This is a genomic window from Pontibacillus litoralis JSM 072002, assembly GCF_000775615.1.
Classification (GTDB): Bacteria; Bacillota; Bacilli; order Bacillales; family BH030062; genus Pontibacillus; species Pontibacillus litoralis.
In genome coordinates this window covers 35,817-55,050 of the sequence record NZ_AVPG01000013.1, presented here as the reverse complement: position 1 = coordinate 55,050, position 19,234 = coordinate 35,817, and the positions used below count along the sequence as shown (strand labels likewise).

Sequence of the window (19,234 nt, the reverse complement as noted above, 5' to 3'; positions counted from 1 at the left end):
GGGGATAAGAATATGTCTATACAAACGGTAATGGTGATTGGGGCAGGGCAAATGGGAGCTGGTATTGCCCAAGTGTGTGCACAAGCAGGTTACAATGTGAAGATGAATGATCGTGAAGAAGAAGCTTTACAGAAAGGCAAAGCAGGTATCGAGAAGCGATTAACCAAAGCGGTGGAAAAAGAGAAAATGACCGCCTCAGATTGTGATGCAACGATGCAACGATTATCGATGACTACGAATTTAGCAGAGGCAAATGATTGTGATTTAGTAATTGAAGCGGTTGTCGAGAACATGGATGTGAAAAAACAAGTGTTCACTGCGTTAGATACGCACGCTCCGAAACATGCTATTTTAGCTTCGAATACGAGCTCGCTGCCTATTACGGAAATCGCTGCTGCTACCAATCGCCCAGAGCGAGTCATCGGTATGCACTTTATGAACCCTGTTCCAGTAATGAAACTCGTCGAAATTATTCGTGGGCTTCAAACGAGTCATGAAACGTACCAAGCAATTCATGACATGACGCTGAAACTTGCCAAAACACCAGTAGAAGTGCGCGATTTTCCTGGCTTTGTTTCCAATCGTGTGTTAATGCCAATGATTAACGAAGCAATCTATACCGTTTATGAAGGAGTAGCGAATCCTCAAGCAGTAGATGACGTCATGAAGCTAGGAATGAATCACCCGATGGGACCATTAACGCTAGCGGATTTTATCGGTTTAGATACGTGCTTATCCATTATGGAAGTACTGCATGAAGGATTTGGTGATAGTAAGTATCGGCCGTGTCCATTGTTACGTCAATACGTGCAAGCAGGTTGGCTAGGGAAGAAATCAGGCAGAGGATTTTATCAATACGAAGGTTAAAACAGAGCGGAGGATGGAACATGAACCTACAATTTACAGAAGAACAACACATGATGCGCAAAATGGTTCGTGACTTTGCGAACAAGGAAGTCGCACCAATCGTACAACAAATGGATCAAGAAGATTACTTTCCGATAGAGCTAATCAAGCAAATGGGTGACATTGGTTTAATGGGAATACCAATTCCAGAACAGTACGGCGGGTCAGGGATGGATTTTCCGTCTTATATTATCGCTATTCATGAACTGTCCAAAGTGAGCGCTTCTGTAGGGGTCATTTTATCTGTGCATACATCTGTAGGGACGAACCCGATTCTTTACTTTGGAACAGAGGAGCAGAAGCAAAAGTATATTCCGAAGCTAGCATCAGGCGAATTTTTGGGAGCATTTGCTTTAACGGAGCCAGGAGCTGGGTCAGATGCAGGTTCATTAAAGATGAAAGCAGTTCGTGAAGGAGAAGAATATATTTTAAACGGCTCCAAAGTATTTATTACAAATGGTGAGAAAGCGGATACATTCATTGTGTTTGCCCGAACAGATAGTAATGCAGGGAATAAAGGGGTAACGGCATTTATTGTAGAGCGCAATACTTCTGGGTTTGAAATTGGTAAAAAGGAACACAAAATGGGGATGAATGGTTCCGGGACGGTAACGCTTAACTTTGATAACTGCCGCATTCCAGCCGAGCAGCGACTTGGTGAAGAAGGAGAAGGGTTTAAGATAGCGATGGCAAACTTGAATGTTGGGCGCATCGGTATTGCCGCTCAATCATTAGGAATTGCAGAAGCGGCTTTAGAGCATGCAGTCGGTTATGCGAAAGAACGAGAGCAATTTGGTAAGCCTATTGCACGGAATCAAGGCATATCTTTTAAGTTAGCTGATATGGCTACAAGCGTAGAAGCTGCGAAACTATTAACCTATCATGCAGCTAATTTACGTCATCAAGGGATTGACTGTGGCAAAGAGGCGTCGATGGCGAAAATGACTGCTTCTCAAGCTGCAATGAACGTTGCTACTGAAGCCATTCAAGTGTATGGCGGATATGGCTATACAGAAGATTATCCAGTCGAGCGTTTTTTCCGTGATGCGAAAGTGTGTGAAATATATGAAGGTACCAATGAAATTCAGCGTGTCGTCATTGGGAAACACGTATTGAAATAATGGCAAGGGGGAGAAGGAAATGAACTTTCAATTAACAGAAGAACAAGAAATGCTACGTAAAATGGTGCGAGATTTTGCTAAGAATGAAGTAGAACCGACGGCAGCAGAACGCGATGAAGAGGAACGGTTTGATCGAGAAATTTTTGACAAGATGGCACAACTAGGTTTAACAGGTATTCCGTGGCCAGAAGCGTATGGTGGCATTGAATCGGACTTTGTCAGTTATGTGATAGCCGTAGAAGAATTGTCCCGGGTGTGTGCTTCTACCGGTGTTACGTTATCAGCGCACATTTCCCTTGCAAGCTGGCCAATCTATAAATACGGAAACGAGCAACAGAAGAAAACGTTTCTAACGCAGCTAGCGCAAGGAGAGAAACTCGGAGCGTATGCATTGTCTGAGCCAGGGGCAGGGTCCGATGTCGCCTCCATGAAAACGACCGCAAAAAAAGATGGAGAAGAATATGTGCTAAACGGTAGCAAAGTATGGATTACGAACGGTGGTGTGGGTGACATCTATGTCGTTTTTGCTAAAACAGATACAGACGCAAACCACAAAGGGATTAGTGCGTTTATCGTTGAGAAAGGTACCCCTGGCTTCACATTTGGTAAGAAGGAAAAGAAACTAGGTATCCGTTCTTCGCCAACGACAGAGCTAATATTTGAAAATTGTCGCATTCCAGCTGCCAATTTGCTTGGTGAAGAAGGAGAAGGGTTCAAGATTGCCATGACGACACTTGATGGTGGTCGAAATGGGATTGCCGCCCAAGCGCTTGGCATTGCCCAAGGTGCGCTTGATGCTTCTGTTGCCTACGCAAAAGAACGCGAACAATTTGGCAAGCCGATTGCAAGGAATCAAGGCATTTCGTTCAAATTAGCAGACATGGCTACAAGTGTAGAAGCAGCACGTTTATTAACGTATCAAGCAGCATGGTTAGAATCAGAAGGCAAACCGTACGGAAAAGCTTCCGCAATGGCAAAGCTTTATGCAGGTGATGCTTCCATGCGAGTAACGATTGAAGCGGTCCAAGTATTCGGCGGCTACGGATATACGAAAGATTACCCTGTTGAACGCTATATGCGTGATGCTAAGATTACCCAAATTTACGAAGGAACGAATGAAATACAACGTCTCGTCATTGGACGCATGCTAACGACAGAGTAGAAAGGAAGACTAGTCATGCATGAGCTTGCTGAGCGGATACAACAAAAGGACCTGCGGGCACTAGCTCGAGGGATTACATGGATGGAAAACGATCACCCTGATAAATTACAGCTATTAAGTGATTTGTACGCCACTAGAAAGAATGCACATTATATCGGAATTACTGGTTCTCCAGGTGCAGGCAAAAGCTCTCTCGTAAACCGAATGATTGCTTATTTGCGAAAGCAGGATTTAACTGTAGCTGTAATCGCTGTTGATCCAACAAGTCCGTTCAGCGGCGGTGCTTTACTAGGTGACCGAGTAAGAATGAACGAGCATTTCACGGATCCAGGCGTTTACATTCGCAGTATGGCAACGAGAGGGAGTTTAGGAGGATTGTCAAGAGCTACGAAAGACTCCTTACGTGTATGTGATGCTTTTGGCTTTGATGTCATTCTAGTAGAAACAGTCGGTGTCGGCCAATCAGAGCTTGATATTATGAAAATTGTAGATACTACCGCTGTCGTGCTTACCCCGAATAGCGGAGACGTATTGCAAATTTTTAAAGCAGGTATTATGGAAATCGCGGATTTATTTGTCGTCAATAAAGCCGATTTGCCAGGAGTTAGGAAGTTGAAAACACAATTAGAAGAATTTCTATTGATTAGTCATTCAAATGATTGGTATCCACCAATTGTTGAAACCGTTAGTACAGAGAACAAAGGCATGGAACAATTTTGGCAACATCTTAAGGAACATGAACACTTTTTACACGATACAGCACAAGGAGATAAACGAAGGAAGCAACAGTTCGTCTATGAAGTATATGATGTGATACGTGAAGAGCTATGGCAATCGGTGAAACACTTTATTGAAAGCGATTCAGATAAGATTAAATCGATTACGCATGCTGAAGAGGATCCATATAGTACGGCTAAGCATTTGCTAACGCAATGGAAGCTAAAGGGAGGTCATGACCGATGAAAAAAGTACCTTCTTCCATTAAAGATGAACGACTAATTAAGGTGAGACGCGATCAAATGATTAAAGGCGCTGTGTCACTTTTTAAAGAGAAAGGGTTTCATAAAACGACGACGAGAGAAATCGCGAAAGCTTCCGGTTTTAGCATTGGAACGTTGTATGAATACATTCGCACGAAGGAAGATGTGTTATTCCTTGTATGTGACTATATTTATGAACGGGTCAAGGACCAGATGGGTAAGAAAATTGATATGGATAACATGGATGAATACAGCTTGAAAGAGGCGATATCTGCATATTTTCAACTGATGGATGACATGCAAGATGAAGTTGTTGTCATGTACCAAGAAGTGAAATCGTTGTCAAAGGATGCACAGGAATATGTGTTAAATAAAGAAAGAGACATGTTAGAACTATTTGAACACGTCATCAAAAGAAGTTTTCCTAATGAAATGACAGAAGAAGATGTAAAGTTATTAGCCAACAATATTTTTATTCAGGGGCAAATGTGGGGATTCAGGCGCTGGATTTTGCACAAACAATTTTCGTTAGAAGCTTATACAAATCGGCAATTACATTATTTGTTTCACGGTTTGTCCATAACGAGGGGGAAATGAGATGGAAACAGAAAAGTATCAACCGAAGCATGCTGTCAGGTTTGTTACCGCTTCAAGTTTATTCGATGGTCATGACGCTTCTATTAATATTATGCGACGCATTTTACAAGCGAGTGGGGCGGAGGTTATTCATTTAGGGCATAACCGTTCTGTAGAAGAAGTTGTCAATGCAGCCATTCAAGAAGATGCTCAAGGTATAGCGATGTCTTCCTATCAAGGAGGTCATGTGGAGTATTTCAAGTACATGATTGATTTGTTGAAAGCAAAAGGGGCAGATCACATTCGTGTCTATGGAGGTGGCGGAGGCGTAATTATCCCGCGTGAAATTAAAGAACTCCATGATTACGGAGTAGCTCGAATCTTCTCCCCTGAGGATGGGCGTGAGTACGGGCTACAAGGAATGATCAATCAAATGATAGAAGCGTGCGATTTTCAACCACCATTGCATGTTGAGCAACATATGCAGCAATTGCAACAAGGAGATAGTCAAGCCATTGCTCGATTCATTACGTATACGGAAAATACGACTATTCATGAAACCGAACCAGCTGCAGCAGTGGAAAAACTGTTAGAGCAACAAACGAAATCGATTCCTGTACTAGGTATTACAGGAACGGGTGGAGCCGGTAAAAGCTCCTTAACAGATGAACTAATTCGTCGTTTTCTTAATGAAATTCCTGAACGTAAAGTGGCGATTCTGTCTGTAGACCCAACGAAGAGAAAGACTGGCGGGGCACTGCTTGGGGACAGGATTCGTATGAACGCCATTTTCTCTGATCGAGTGTATATGCGTTCGTTGGCAACGAGAGACTCTCGTAGTGAACTATCCAAGTCGATTGATGAAGCCATTCAGGTTGTAAAAGCGGCAGGGTTTGACCTTATTGTTGTTGAAACGAGTGGGATTGGGCAAGGAGATGCGGCTGTTACCGATGTAACGGATTTATCTATGTACGTCATGACTGCAGAATTTGGAGCACCTTCCCAATTAGAGAAAATTGATATGATTGACTATGCAGACTTTATTGTTATTAATAAATTTGAACAAAAAGGCTCCGCCGACGCATTACGCCAAGTCCGCAAACAATACGAACGTAGCCATATGCTCTTTCATGAAGACCAAACAACCTTCCCTATCTACGGAACCATTGCTAGTCAGTTTAACGACCCAGGAACGAACACGCTATTTGCTGCATTAGTTGACCTCATTAATGATAAATATGGTTGGGAGGAGTCAACGCCATTTGAGCGTGTGACGAATGTGGAAAAGCAGAATTTAATTATTCCGCCAGAAAGACAGCAATATTTACGTGATATCGTGCAAACGGTTCACCATTATCACGAGAAGGCAGAAGAACAAAGTGATAAAGCGAGAAAATGGTACCAACTTACAAAATCAGCCAATCTAATAGAAGAAGAAACGATGAAACAACAACTCCTAACAACTGCCGCGCACTATGAACATCAATTAGATCCTAACCACAAACAAACACTAGAGCAATGGGATGATTTAAAGCATCGATATAGCCAAGAAGTAATGACGTATGCGGTCCGTAATAAAGAAATTACTATTGATTTAACGACGGAAAGTCTATCGGGGTTACAAATTCCGAAGGTCGCTTTACCAACCTATCATGACTGGGGTGACCGTTTACTTTGGGTGTTACGCGAAAATATTCCAGGAGCCTTCCCATTCACAGCAGGAGTATTTCCATTTAAACGAAAAGGGGAAGACCCAACGCGCCAATTTGCTGGTGAAGGCACCCCTGATCGCACGAACCGTCGTTTTCACTATTTATCGGAAGGCGAAGCTGCGAAGCGGTTAAGTACGGCTTTTGATTCTGTTACTTTATACGGTGAAGACCCTGATGAACGGCCAGACATTTACGGTAAAGTTGGTGAAAGTGGCGTCTCAATTTGTACATTAGACGATATGCAGAAGCTCTATGCAGGGTTTGACTTGTGCCATCCAACTACATCTGTATCGATGACGATTAATGGTCCAGCACCGATTATTTTGGCAATGTTCTTCAATACTGCCATCGATCAACAGATAGAAATGTTTAAAAAGCAAGAAGGTAGAGAGCCGAATCAAGAAGAACGTGATCGCATAAAGGCAGAAACGATATCCGTTGTACGTGGCACCGTCCAAGCAGATATACTGAAAGAGGACCAAGGACAGAATACGTGTATTTTCTCCACAGAATTCGCTTTACGTATGATGGGAGATATTCAGCAATACTTCATTGATCACGACGTAAAAAATTATTACTCCGTCTCCATTTCTGGCTACCATATTGCTGAAGCTGGTGCAAATCCGATTACACAGTTAGCCTTTACGTTAGCAAATGGCTTTACTTACGTAGAATACTATTTAAGTAGAGGGATGGATATTAATAAATTCGCGCCCAACTTATCATTCTTTTTCTCAAACGGTCTCGACCCGGAATATACGGTAATTGGCCGAGTGGCGAGAAGAATATGGGCGATTGTGATGCGCGATAAATACGGCGCCAACGAACGTAGTCAAAAGTTGAAATACCACGTGCAAACTTCTGGTCGTTCCTTACACGCACAAGAAATTGACTTTAATGATATTCGTACAACATTACAAGCGCTTCTAGCTATTCAAGATAATTGTAATTCCTTGCATACAAATTCATATGATGAAGCCATTACAACCCCGACGGAAGAATCGGTGCGCCGTGCGATGGCGATTCAAATGATTATTAATAAAGAATTTGGTTTAACAAAAAACGAAAACTCCTTACAAGGGTCATTTATCGTAGAAGAATTAACACACTTAGTCGAGGAAGCCGTACTACAAGAATTTGAGCGTATGAACGATCGTGGCGGTGTATTAGGTGCGATGGAACGCCAATACCAACGAGGTAAGATTCAAGAAGAGTCGTTGTACTACGAAGGGAAGAAGCATAGCGGAGACTTACCGATTATCGGTGTGAATACGTATTTAAATCCGAATCCACCTTCTGAAGAGGATATTGATTCCATGGAGCTTGCCCGCGCTTCTCAAGAAGAAAAAATGCACCAAATCCATTCATTACGAGATTTTCAAGAGCGCAACGCTCAAGTAACAGAAAATGCGCTGCAACGCCTTAAACAAGTAGCGAAGCAAAATGGGAATATCTTCGCTGAATTAATGGAAACGGTAAAAGTAGCTAGTCTTGGTCAAATTACCAATGCGTTATATGAAGTAGGAGGACAATACCGTAGAAACATGTAACGTGCTGCTTCAAAAGGTATCTACTGTGAAAGAAAACAATTCTAGCACAGTAGATACCGATTTTTCTGTTTATGTCTAGCATAATCACTATGTATTTGTTTATAATGAATGATAGGCTTGATTTGAAGCGATGAAGATTTTATAATTACAAGTTATGTGTATACTAATTTTTGATATAAAAGGGAGTGCTGGACGTGAGCTTAAACAAATATAGCCACGAAGAAGTTGCGGAAATGTCCATGATTGAAATTGCGAATGAGATTCTTTCAGATGAGAAGCAGGCGTTACAATTCAATGAATTATTTAATAAAATAGCAGAGCTAAAAGGGTTCGATAATCAACAAAAACGAGACAACATGGCGCTGTTATTTACGTACATGAATACAGACGGTCGTTTTATGACTATCGGCTCGAATATTTGGGGCTTGAAGCGTTGGTACCCAGTGGAACAACAAGTTGAAGAAGTGCAAGCTCCTGTAAAGAAGAAAAAGAAAGCGAAAAAAGAAGAAGAATTGGAAGAGGATATTGAGGAAGAAGTTATCGAAGATGATTTGAATCTAGATGTAGAAGAACTAGATTTAGATGCTGATGACGAAGAAGATGAGCTTGGTGAAGGCTTTCATATCGATGGTGATGACGAAGATATTGATGAAGAAGACAACGATAATAAATAATGACCTTGACTTTATAAAGTGATATCAGTATTATTTTATTTGGGCTCTTAAATTTTGATCGTTAAACAGCGCTCTCGTAAATAAATTACGGGAGCGCTTTTCTATTTTTTGTGTTAAACAAGGGATTCTTTTATAGAAGAACATAGGTTTGAACAATGTTGGTTAAGCGCTTCTCATAAAACGCGTACTAAACGCAAAACATAAGAACAAGAGTATAGACGAAAGGAAGAGGAGTATCATGACAAAGTATATTTTTGTAACAGGTGGCGTAGTTTCTTCTCTTGGAAAAGGAATTACAGCAGCATCACTTGGTCGCTTATTAAAAAATAGAGGATTAAAAGTGACAATCCAAAAGTTCGACCCATACATTAACGTGGACCCAGGTACTATGAGTCCTTACCAACACGGAGAAGTTTTTGTAACAGAAGATGGTGCAGAAACGGACTTGGACTTAGGCCACTATGAGCGTTTTATCGACATTAACTTAAATAAATATAGCAACGTTACAACAGGTAAAATCTACTCGACTGTATTGCAGAAAGAGCGTCGTGGAGACTACTTAGGTGGAACGGTGCAAGTCATTCCACATATTACAAATGAAATTAAAGACCGCGTTTTCCGTGCGGCTAAAGAAACGCACGCTGATGTAGTCATTACAGAAATCGGTGGAACGGTAGGGGATATTGAATCATTACCATTCCTTGAAGCAATTCGCCAAATTAAGAGTGATATTGGTAAAGAGAACGTCATGTATTTACACTGTACACTTGTACCATATATCAAAGCAGCGGGTGAAATGAAAACTAAACCAACTCAACACTCTGTGAAAGAATTACGCTCACTAGGTATTCAACCAGATGTTATCGTATTACGTACAGAAATGCCAATTAGCCAAGAAATGAAAGACAAAATTGCACTATTCTGTGATATCGATAAACGTTCTGTTATTGAAGCAGGCGATGCAGAGACATTGTATGACGTACCATTAAAGCTACAAGAGCAGCACTTAGATGATATTACATGTACTCATTTCGGTTTAGAGTGTGCGGCGCCGGATATGAAAGAATGGAACAAACTAGTTGATAACGTTAAGAATTTAAAGAAAGTCACTACTATTGGCTTAGTCGGAAAATACGTTGAACTACCAGATGCGTACCTTTCTGTAGTAGAAGCGTTGAAGCATGCTGGTTATTCCTTTGATAGTGACATTAAAGTGGAATGGATCAATGCAGAACACGTACATGCCGACAACGTAGCAGAACACCTTTCACACGTTGATGGAATTCTTGTACCAGGTGGCTTCGGCGATCGTGGAATTGAAGGAAAGATGGAAGCAATCCGCTACGCAAGGGAGAACAAAGTACCATTCTTCGGCATTTGCTTAGGTATGCAACTGGCAACAATCGAATTTGCTCGTAACGTATTAGGATACGAAGGAGCACATTCTGCCGAAATCGATCCAACAACACAATATCCAATTATCGACCTACTTCCAGAACAGAAGAATGTAGAAGACTTAGGTGGTACACTTCGCCTTGGTGTTTACCCTTGTAAAGTGCAAGACGGAACGAAAGCAAGAGAAGCATACGGCGATGAAGTCATTTACGAACGCCACCGTCACCGCTATGAATTTAATAACGAGTATCGCGAAACAATGGAAGAAGCAGGCCTTACTTTCTCAGGTACAAGCCCAGATGGTCGTCTAGTAGAAATCATCGAACTAAATGATCACCCTTGGTTCGTAGCTTGCCAATTCCACCCAGAATTTAAATCAAGACCAACGAACCCGCAGCAACTGTTCCACGACTTCGTAGGAGCAAGTTTGGCAAATAAAGAACAGAAGTAACTAAAAAAGGACTTGTCCAGAATAAAGGACAGTCCTTTTTTTACGTAATTGAAAAAGCAAGAGCCACATACTTGAGGTGCAGCGCCTCAATCGAGTCCGAAAGCCTCATTCCGGGTCTTTCTCTAATCTGTTTATTCGTATTCTGAGATGATTTCTTTCGTTGTTAGGTACAATGCGTGATAGACATATAACATTCCCATTAAAGTAGGGAAGCCTATTCTTTCCATATCAAACGGCAGCATTGGTCCGGTCATTTGTGTGTCGATGTGATAATTGGCTAATTGTTGGAGTGGGTTATCTTCTTTCGTAGTGGAGGAAATTTGGATAACCTCTGCTCCTTGAGCTTGTATGTGTTTCGTTAGTTTGATTGCGGCTTCGTCATTAGCATGGCGAGATGCTACAATTACGCGGTCTAACGGTGTTAACGTCAAACCCTCTCTGAAAATAGACGTTTTCGGTAATTTCTCCGCTCCTTGTTCAATTTCATCGTGTAGTGCGACCATTTCACCTGTACCGCATACATAAATATGACCATCACCCACAATCGCTTGGGCTAAAGCTCTTGCGGCGTCTTCTATATGATTCCCTTGTTTCTCATTAATACGTTGAAAGGTTCCGGTTAATTGTGTTGAGAACATTTTTAACATGATTTATAATCCTCCTGTACTAAATAAATATGTATGTAAGGATAGCACATTTCTTAATAACTTCGAAATAATAACTAGAAGGTATTCGTATGGTGCAAATCGAATAATAAAAGTAGAAAAGCATAGTTTATGACAGAGAAAATGATGCGAAGGAGGAAGCGATGGATGGGAAAACGGGTTTTAATTGTAGATGATCAATCTGGCATCCGCTTTTTGTTACAAGAAGTCATTAAGAATAAAGGATGCCAAACATTTGAGGCGAAAACAGGTCAAGAAGCAATTGAGCAAGTGAAACAACATGAACCGGACTTTATTTTTATTGATCTGAAATTACCAATTAAAGACGGCATTACCGTATTAACAGAATTAGAAGCGGAAGGTTATGCGATTCCAGCAGTCATGATGAGTGGCTTAACACAAATGGAATGGAATGAACTATCTCTTCCACGCAATGTTAGGGGAACGATTACAAAACCATTTGACATTGAAGAAATTGAACGGATTATTACGGAGTTTTGCAATGTGAAGAGGTAAAAACGTCAATTTTATGAATGTAAGCGTTATTTCAATAGGATGATGTTGCACCAGTGGTAAGGACTTGGTATGCTATACTTGTTGATAGGAAATCGTACATAGTAAGAATGATGTCAGCTGGAAAAGGACATGCTATGGTTGACATATTCTGTATGAAGGATTATAAAGGAGGATCTAGTCCATGCCACTAGTATCAATGAAGGAAATGTTAGAAAAGGCAAAAGAAGAACGCTACGGTGTAGGTCAATTTAACTTAAACAACCTTGAATATGTTCAAGCAATTCTTCAAGCAGCAGAAGAAGAACAATCTCCTGTAATTCTTGGTGTATCTGAAGGTGCAGGTCGTTATATGGGTGGATTTAACGTAGTAGTTGCAATGGTTAAATCACTAATGGAATCTTACGGTACTACAGTTCCAGTAGCAATCCATTTAGACCACGGTTCAAGCTTCGAAAAATGTGCAGAAGCTATTCATGCAGGATTTACATCTGTAATGATTGACGCTTCTCACGACCCACTAGAAGAGAACATTGCTCAAACGAAGAAAGTGGTTGAATTAGCTCACATCCATGGTGTTTCTGTTGAAGCGGAACTTGGCCGTGTTGGTGGACAAGAAGATGATTTAATCGTGGAAGATGCAGAGGCAGCATATGCAATTCCAGCCGAGTGTAAGCAACTTGTTGAAGCAACAAACGTTGATGTTCTTGCTCCAGCTCTAGGTTCTGTTCACGGACATTATAAAGGTGAACCAAACCTTGGTTTTGATCGAATGGAAGAGATTATGAACCTTCTTGATATGCCACTAGTTCTTCATGGTGGAACAGGTATCCCAACAGCTGATATTAAAAAGGCGATTAGTTTCGGTACAGCGAAGATTAACGTTAACACGGAGAACCAAGTATCTCAAACAAAAGCGGTTCGTGAAGCACTAGCTGAAAAGCCTGACCTATTCGATCCTCGTAAATATCTAGGACCTGGTCGTGAAGCGATTAAGGAAACAGTAATCGGCAAAATGCGCGAATTTGGTTCTTCTAACAAAGCATAAGGTGCAAATGATTTGAAAAAGTAAGAGAAATATGGCTTTTCATCATGAAAGATGAAAAGTCATGTTTTTCATTACTCTTGAAAACGCAACCATTCTAAAGGAGGTACAAATAAGGTGAAATTTTTTATAGATACGGCAAATATTGAGGATATTCGTGAAGCAAATGAGCTAGGGATTATTGCTGGTGTTACAACAAACCCATCATTAGTAGCGAAGGAAAATATTTCGTTCCACGATCGATTAAAAGAGATCGCTCAAGAGGTCGATGGCTCCATTAGTGCAGAAGTGATTGCAGAAGATGCAGAAGGTATGGTGAAAGAGGGGAAAGAATTAGCAGCTATTGCGCCGAATATTACGGTGAAAGTGCCGATGACTTTAGAAGGACTAAAGGCAGTCAAGCAATTATCTGCTTTAAATATTAAAACGAATGTGACCCTTATTTTCTCCGCTAACCAAGCATTACTTGCAGCTCGTGCAGGGGCAACATATGTATCTCCTTTCTTAGGAAGATTAGATGATATCGGACAAGACGGCATGCATTTAGTAGCTCAAATTGCAGAGATATTTGACCGTCACGCCATAGAAACAGAAATCATTGCAGCATCTGTTCGTCACCCAATTCACGTAACAGATGCAGCGTTAAATGGGGCGCACATTGCTACGTTACCAGCTAAAGTACTAAAACAGCTTGTCCATCATCCGTTAACAGATGCGGGTATTGAGAAGTTTCTATCGGATTGGAATAAACAAAAATAGTATATAGTTGGAAAAAACGTGTAAAATAAGCGTGGAAAGCATTGGTTTACCTAGATAGAAGGGAGTCCAAAATGGAAAAGCTGCTTATTGAAGGAGGTCACTCTTTAAAAGGGACAGTGCGTGTAAGTGGTGCCAAGAATAGTGCGGTTGCATTATTACCAGCATCCATACTAGCAGAATCTCCAGTCACTATTGAAGGGTTACCGAACATTTCTGATGTTGATACATTAAGTGTTTTGTTAGAAGAGATAGGTGGAACTGTGAAAAAAGATGGGCAGGATATTTATATTGATCCATCGAATATGTTCTCTATGCCTCTTCCGAACGGGAAAGTGAAGAAATTACGTGCTTCCTATTATTTTATGGGAGCGATGCTCGGACGATTCAAAAAAGCTGTCATCGGGTTGCCAGGTGGATGTCATTTAGGTCCACGTCCAATCGATCAGCATATTAAAGGATTTGAAGCGTTAGGTGCAGAGGTTACGAACGAACAAGGTGCCATTTATTTACGAGCAGAAGAGTTACGTGGCGCTCGTATATATCTAGACGTTGTTAGTGTTGGAGCTACAATTAACATTATGCTTGCAGCCGTTCGTGCAAAGGGAAAAACGCTCATTGAAAATGCTGCAAAAGAACCAGAAATCATTGATGTAGCCACACTATTATCGAGCATGGGAGCAAAAATTAAAGGTGCAGGTACAGACGTGATTCGTATTGAAGGTGTGGAATCGTTAAATGGTTGTCGTCATACAATTATCCCTGACAGAATTGAAGCAGGGACATACACCATTATGGCAGCAGCGCAAGGAGATAATGTAATTATTGATAACGTCATTCCACAGCATTTGGAATCGTTAATAGCTAAGTTGAGAGAAATGGGTGTCTCCATTGACACGAAAGACGATCAACTTTTAATTAGTAGCTCGAATGCTTTAAAAAGTGTTGATATTAAAACGCTCGTATATCCAGGCTTTCCAACAGATTTACAACAACCTTTCACATCTTTATTAACGCAAGCGAAAGGGACAGGTGTTGTAACAGATACGATTTATAGCGCTAGGTTTAAACATATTGACGAGCTTCGAAGAATGAATGCTGATATTAAAGTGGAGAGTAGCTCTGCTATTGTAAATGGTCCAGTGCATTTAGAGGGAGCGAAAGTGAAAGCAAGCGATTTAAGGGCTGGAGCAGCTCTCGTTGTCGCGGGTTTGTTAGCAAACGGAATAACGGAAGTATCCGGTCTAGAACATATTGATCGTGGCTATGAGCATCTTGTAGAGAAATTACAATCACTTGGTGCGAACATTTGGCGCGAACAAATGACAGAATCCGAAATAGAACAAACGCAGAATGCTTAAATAACTATACTGCCTGACTTTATGAAGTTGGGTAGTACATAACTTTGTTGCGGAAAGAGAATAAACTTCATACTCTATGGAGATGTAGAATGTTTTTTTGAGAAGAGAAATCGCATAAAAAGTGTAGATAAAACGAGGAGGAGCATAACCATGGAAAGAAGTTTATCAATGGAATTAGTTCGAGTAACGGAAGCAGCTGCCTTATCATCATCACGTTGGATGGGAAGAGGAAAAAAAGACGAGGCAGATGATGCAGCGACAAGTGCTATGCGTGACGTATTTGATACCATTCCAATGAAAGGTACCGTTGTTATTGGCGAAGGGGAAATGGATGAAGCTCCAATGCTTTACATAGGGGAAACGCTAGGGAATGGTTTTGGACCTCGTGTAGACGTTGCAGTAGACCCGTTAGAAGGTACGAATATTGTAGCTCAAGGTACGTGGAATGCCTTAGCTGTGCTTGCAGTAGCTGACCATGGGAAATTATTGCATGCTCCTGATATGTACATGGACAAAATTGCTGTAGGTCCTGATTGTGTAGGAAAAGTCGATATTAATAAGTCAGTAACGGAGAACTTAGAAGCGGTAGCGAAAGCGAAGAACAAAGATGTAGAAGACGTTGTGGCGATTGTATTAAATCGTGAGCGTCATCAAGGCATCATTGATGAAATCCGAGCTGCTGGTGCTCGTATTAAGCTTATTTCTGATGGAGACGTAGCAGCAGCCATTAATACCGCTTTTGATCACACAGGTGTTGATATTCTACTCGGTAGTGGTGGCGCGCCAGAAGGTGTATTAGCAGCAGCTGCTTTAAAATGTTTAGGTGGAGAAATTCAAGGGAAGCTTCTACCAGAAAATGAAGAACAAGAGGCAAGATGTCGTGACATGGGTATTGAAGATACGAGTAAAGTTCTTTCCTTAGAGGATATGTGTGGTGGAGATGATGCCATTTTTGCTGCGACAGGTGTAACAGATGGTGAACTTCTTAAAGGTGTACAATTTAAAGGGATGAAAGCAACGACTCAAACCGTTGTTATGCGTGCGAAATCCGGAACAGTACGATTTATTGATGGCAACCATTCCTTGAAGAAGAAGCCTAATTTAGTTATTAAACCATAATAGATGTAAACGAAATCCTAGCACTTGCTTATAGGAGTGCTAGGTTTTTCATGTAAATCGTTCATGTTGATTTAACGGTGCTACTAAAATAAATGTTGTATATTAATGATAAATAAGGTTAAAATAATATATGTTTAATTAAATCTTGATGAATGCCCCGTTTGAAACTTCTATTCTAGCTTCTAAAGATTCTTCTAATACATTTACAACTAAATGGAGAGAAGCTATTTCACAGAATGACTTTCATAGATTTCAACAATAAGATGATAAAAATAAATAATATGTAGGTGATAGTGTGTCTGATGCATTAACCATTTCGCATTTAGAAACAAAGAATTTAAAAGAATTATATGCTTTAGCCAAGGAGTATAAAGTATCGTATTATGCTAAATTAACAAAGAAAGAACTCATATTTGCTATTTTAAAAGCGCAAGCAGAGAAAGACGGCTTCTTATTTATGGATGGGATTTTAGAAATTATTCCTTCAGAAGGGTTCGGTTTTTTACGTCCGATTAATTATTCACCTAGTGCGGAGGATATTTACATCTCAGCTTCACAAATTCGTCGTTTTGATTTAAGAAATGGGGATAAAGTGTCTGGTAAGGTTCGTCCACCGAAAGAAAATGAACGTTATTACGGATTGTTACACGTTGATGCGGTCAATGGAGAGAATCCTGAAATAGCAAAAGAGCGTGTCCATTTCCCTGCCTTAACGCCTTTATATCCTGATCAATTAATGAAATTAGAAACCGAGAATAAAGGTAGTCTTTCCACACGCATTATTGATTTAATGACACCTGTTGGGTATGGCCAACGTGGATTAATCGTAGCCCCTCCGAAAGCAGGAAAAACCATTCTACTTAAACAAATTGCCAACAGCATCTCCTTGAATCACCCAGATTCGAAGTTGATTATTTTGTTAGTGGATGAGCGTCCAGAGGAAGTAACAGATATTGAACGATCGGTAGCATCCAACGTTGATGTGGTAAGTTCTACATTTGATGAAGTACCAGAAAACCATATTAAAGTATCAGAACTTGTGTTAGAACGAGCTATGCGTCTTGTAGAGCATAAAAAAGACGTTATCATTTTAATGGACAGTATTACTCGACTTGCACGTGCGTATAACTTAGTCATTCCGCCAAGTGGACGTACACTTTCTGGGGGTATTGATCCAGCTGCTTTCCATAGACCGAAACGTTTCTTCGGTGCTGCTCGTAACATTGAAGATGGTGGTAGCTTAACCATTTTAGCAACAGCACTTGTTGATACTGGTTCCCGTATGGATGATGTTATTTATGAAGAATTTAAAGGTACAGGTAATATGGAGCTTCACCTCGATCGTAGTCTAGCAGAACGCCGTATTTTCCCTGCAATCGACATTATGCGTTCTGGTACTCGTAAAGAAGAGTTGTTATTACCGAAGCATCATCTAGACAAAATATGGGCCATTCGCAAAACATTCGGCAATCAACCTGATTTCATCGATCGATTTCTACGTCGCCTGAAATCATCGAAAAATAACGAAGAATTTTTCCAACTGATGGAGGAAGATATGAAAGGGAAATCCCCATCATCTCGCCGTTCTTAGTTCATATTTATGACAAAACAATAGGTTGCAATTGTTATTAGACGCTGTTATAATCAGTCTATGTGAGTTTCGATAATGACTATTGTAGTCTGTTAACGGCTCTTATAATAACTCTGTTTCCACAGGACTCAGGGCAAAAAGGAGTGTAATAACATGAAGGAACAAATTCATCCTAAATTCCAGAAAGTTGTATTTCTAGATACTAGTTCAGATTTCAAATTTCTAACTGGCTCTACTATGACTTCTGATGAAACAATCGAATGGGAAGATGGCAACACTTACCCACTAATCCGTGTTGAGATTAGCTCAGCTTCTCACCCATTCTACACTGGTAAGCAAAAAGCGGACAAAGCTGGCGGCCGTGTGGATCGTTTCAAGAAAAAATACAATCTTGGATAAGTTTTATACAACTTATTATCGAGTTGAAAAAACAGGCAAATTGTCTCCTTTGCCTGTTTTTTTATTGGCATATTGTCCTGTCTTCCAAGGCAGTTTATGAATAAATAAGAAATGCTCACCGAGAAAGAAGGGGGAGGCTAACTAGTGCATATAATGAAACAAAACGGATGGATTGAAGTCATTTGTGGAAGTATGTTCTCTGGAAAATCAGAAGAACTCATCCGCCGCGTGCGCCGGGCTACATACGGAAACCTATCTATCCGTGTATTTAAGCCAGCAATCGATAATCGTTATGCAGAAGAGGCCATTGTATCGCATAATGGTTCATCTGTTGTTGCTCAACCATTAGATCAATCTGAAGCCATACTAAATCAGGTCGATGAATCAATCGATATTGTTGCCATAGATGAGGTGCAATTTTTCGATGATAAAATTGTTGAAGTTGCGCAAACATTAGCAGATCGTGGACACCGCGTCCTCGTTGCAGGATTGGATCAAGACTTTCGTGGCGAACCATTTGGCTGTTTACCAACATTTCTTGCCTTAGCGGAATCGGTAACAAAGCTAAGTGCCATTTGTCCGATATGTGGAGCTCCGGCTAGCCGCACACAACGTTTGATTGACGGCCGTCCAGCATCTTATGATGACCCCATTATCCTCGTAGGTGCATCGGAATCTTATGAACCGCGCTGTCGCCATCATCATGAAGTACCTAACAAACCAAAACAAGTGATGAAGGAGAAACCTTGCTGAACAAATTCAGGGAGGTTTTTTTGTATTCATCATAGAAATGGCGAGAATGGACAACCTATTTCTAAAATAATGAAGGAGGTTGTTCATTCATGTCCAATAAAGTGTTGCTTCTTATTGGTTGCATACTTTTCGTTCTGCCAGCTTGTACGAATAATCAAGCAGTAAATCAAGAAAAGGAAAAGTATGAACGGCTTAGTCATCAACAAACCGATAACCCACAACAAATGAACCAAGTTGGCGAATCGTGGGGGTTACGATTGGATAAAGAGAAAGTGTATGAAACCGTTGCATTAATTGACGGGGTAGAGGTGCGGCGCGTGAACTTTACAGGTAGTAAAGCGTATGTGGCTGTAAGAGCTACGAATGAGGATATAGATGAAGAAGAAAGAAATCGCCTTGAACAGCAAACCAAAGCCGCGCTTGAGGAAGCCTTACCACGTTATCGATTACAAGTGAACATAAAATGAAGAGGTATAGCCTTCAAAAAGCCACTTTTAAATTGCTG

The 19,234-nt window shown here is 40.7% G+C and carries 18 protein-coding genes; 17 read left to right on the top strand and 1 reads right to left on the bottom strand.

What is annotated here, in order from left to right; all coding sequences use genetic code 11:
• Window positions 1-12: 12 nt before the first annotated feature.
• The 8 genes from N784_RS09615 (at window position 13) to N784_RS09580 (ending at window position 10,527) form a co-directional block, all read left to right on the top strand.
• On the top strand, window positions 13-867 hold the full coding sequence (locus N784_RS09615) for a 3-hydroxybutyryl-CoA dehydrogenase (protein ID WP_036834511.1): 855 nt from the start codon (window positions 13-15) through the stop codon (window positions 865-867).
• A 20-nt stretch (window positions 868-887) separates the two neighbouring features.
• Window positions 888-2,027 (top strand): acyl-CoA dehydrogenase, encoded by a 1,140-nt coding sequence (locus N784_RS09610; protein ID WP_036834462.1) that lies wholly within the window; start codon window positions 888-890, stop codon window positions 2,025-2,027.
• A 19-nt stretch (window positions 2,028-2,046) separates the two neighbouring features.
• Window positions 2,047-3,189, top strand: coding sequence for an acyl-CoA dehydrogenase (locus N784_RS09605; protein ID WP_036834461.1), 1,143 nt, complete (start codon window positions 2,047-2,049; stop codon window positions 3,187-3,189).
• A 15-nt stretch (window positions 3,190-3,204) separates the two neighbouring features.
• Window positions 3,205-4,152, top strand: coding sequence for a methylmalonyl Co-A mutase-associated GTPase MeaB (meaB, locus tag N784_RS09600; protein ID WP_036834459.1), 948 nt, complete (start codon window positions 3,205-3,207; stop codon window positions 4,150-4,152).
• Window positions 4,149-4,766, top strand: coding sequence for a TetR/AcrR family transcriptional regulator (locus tag N784_RS09595; protein WP_036834458.1), 618 nt, complete (start codon window positions 4,149-4,151; stop codon window positions 4,764-4,766). The genes meaB and N784_RS09595 overlap by 4 nt, the downstream gene beginning before the upstream one ends.
• A 1-nt stretch (window position 4,767) precedes the next feature.
• Window positions 4,768-8,007: a fused isobutyryl-CoA mutase/GTPase IcmF gene (gene icmF, locus N784_RS09590; RefSeq protein WP_036834456.1), complete on the top strand. Its 3,240-nt coding sequence runs from the start codon at window positions 4,768-4,770 to the stop codon at window positions 8,005-8,007.
• A gap of 194 nt (window positions 8,008-8,201) precedes the next feature.
• Window positions 8,202-8,681 (top strand): DNA-directed RNA polymerase subunit delta, encoded by a 480-nt coding sequence (gene rpoE, locus N784_RS09585; protein WP_036834454.1) that lies wholly within the window; start codon window positions 8,202-8,204, stop codon window positions 8,679-8,681.
• A gap of 238 nt (window positions 8,682-8,919) precedes the next feature.
• On the top strand, window positions 8,920-10,527 hold the full coding sequence (locus N784_RS09580; RefSeq protein WP_036834452.1) for a CTP synthase: 1,608 nt from the start codon (window positions 8,920-8,922) through the stop codon (window positions 10,525-10,527).
• 131 nt (window positions 10,528-10,658) lie between these two features.
• Here N784_RS09580 and N784_RS09575 read toward each other — a convergent pair whose 3' ends face one another.
• Window positions 10,659-11,174 carry a DUF2529 family protein gene (locus tag N784_RS09575; RefSeq protein ID WP_036834451.1) on the bottom strand — a complete coding sequence of 172 codons (516 nt, stop codon included), beginning with the start codon at window positions 11,172-11,174 and terminating at the stop codon, window positions 10,659-10,661.
• 165 nt (window positions 11,175-11,339) lie between these two features.
• Between N784_RS09575 and N784_RS09570 the strand changes: the two genes are divergently transcribed.
• The 9 genes from N784_RS09570 (at window position 11,340) to N784_RS09530 (ending at window position 19,196) form a co-directional block, all read left to right on the top strand.
• Window positions 11,340-11,708 carry a response regulator gene (locus N784_RS09570; RefSeq protein ID WP_036834449.1) on the top strand — a complete coding sequence of 123 codons (369 nt, stop codon included), beginning with the start codon at window positions 11,340-11,342 and terminating at the stop codon, window positions 11,706-11,708.
• A 181-nt stretch (window positions 11,709-11,889) separates the two neighbouring features.
• Window positions 11,890-12,753, top strand: coding sequence for a class II fructose-1,6-bisphosphate aldolase (gene fba, locus N784_RS09565; RefSeq protein WP_036834448.1), 864 nt, complete (start codon window positions 11,890-11,892; stop codon window positions 12,751-12,753).
• Window positions 12,754-12,867: 114 nt separating this feature from the next.
• Complete coding sequence (gene fsa, locus N784_RS09560) at window positions 12,868-13,509, top strand: fructose-6-phosphate aldolase (RefSeq protein WP_036834447.1); 642 nt, start codon at window positions 12,868-12,870, stop codon at window positions 13,507-13,509.
• Window positions 13,510-13,580: 71 nt separating this feature from the next.
• A complete protein-coding gene (locus tag N784_RS09555; RefSeq protein ID WP_036834446.1) occupies window positions 13,581-14,867 on the top strand; it encodes a UDP-N-acetylglucosamine 1-carboxyvinyltransferase in 1,287 nt (428 codons plus the stop codon).
• A gap of 150 nt (window positions 14,868-15,017) precedes the next feature.
• A complete protein-coding gene (gene glpX / locus N784_RS09550) occupies window positions 15,018-15,986 on the top strand; it encodes a class II fructose-bisphosphatase (RefSeq protein WP_036834444.1) in 969 nt (322 codons plus the stop codon).
• A 295-nt stretch (window positions 15,987-16,281) separates the two neighbouring features.
• Complete coding sequence (rho, locus tag N784_RS09545) at window positions 16,282-17,577, top strand: transcription termination factor Rho (protein WP_036834443.1); 1,296 nt, start codon at window positions 16,282-16,284, stop codon at window positions 17,575-17,577.
• 153 nt (window positions 17,578-17,730) lie between these two features.
• Window positions 17,731-17,976 (top strand): type B 50S ribosomal protein L31, encoded by a 246-nt coding sequence (locus N784_RS09540; protein ID WP_036834442.1) that lies wholly within the window; start codon window positions 17,731-17,733, stop codon window positions 17,974-17,976.
• 144 nt (window positions 17,977-18,120) lie between these two features.
• Window positions 18,121-18,729, top strand: a complete 609-nt coding sequence (locus N784_RS09535) for a thymidine kinase (RefSeq protein ID WP_036834441.1) — start codon at window positions 18,121-18,123, stop codon at window positions 18,727-18,729.
• Window positions 18,730-18,818: 89 nt separating this feature from the next.
• A complete protein-coding gene (locus N784_RS09530) occupies window positions 18,819-19,196 on the top strand; it encodes a hypothetical protein (RefSeq protein WP_036834439.1) in 378 nt (125 codons plus the stop codon).
• Window positions 19,197-19,234: the final 38 nt, after the last annotated feature.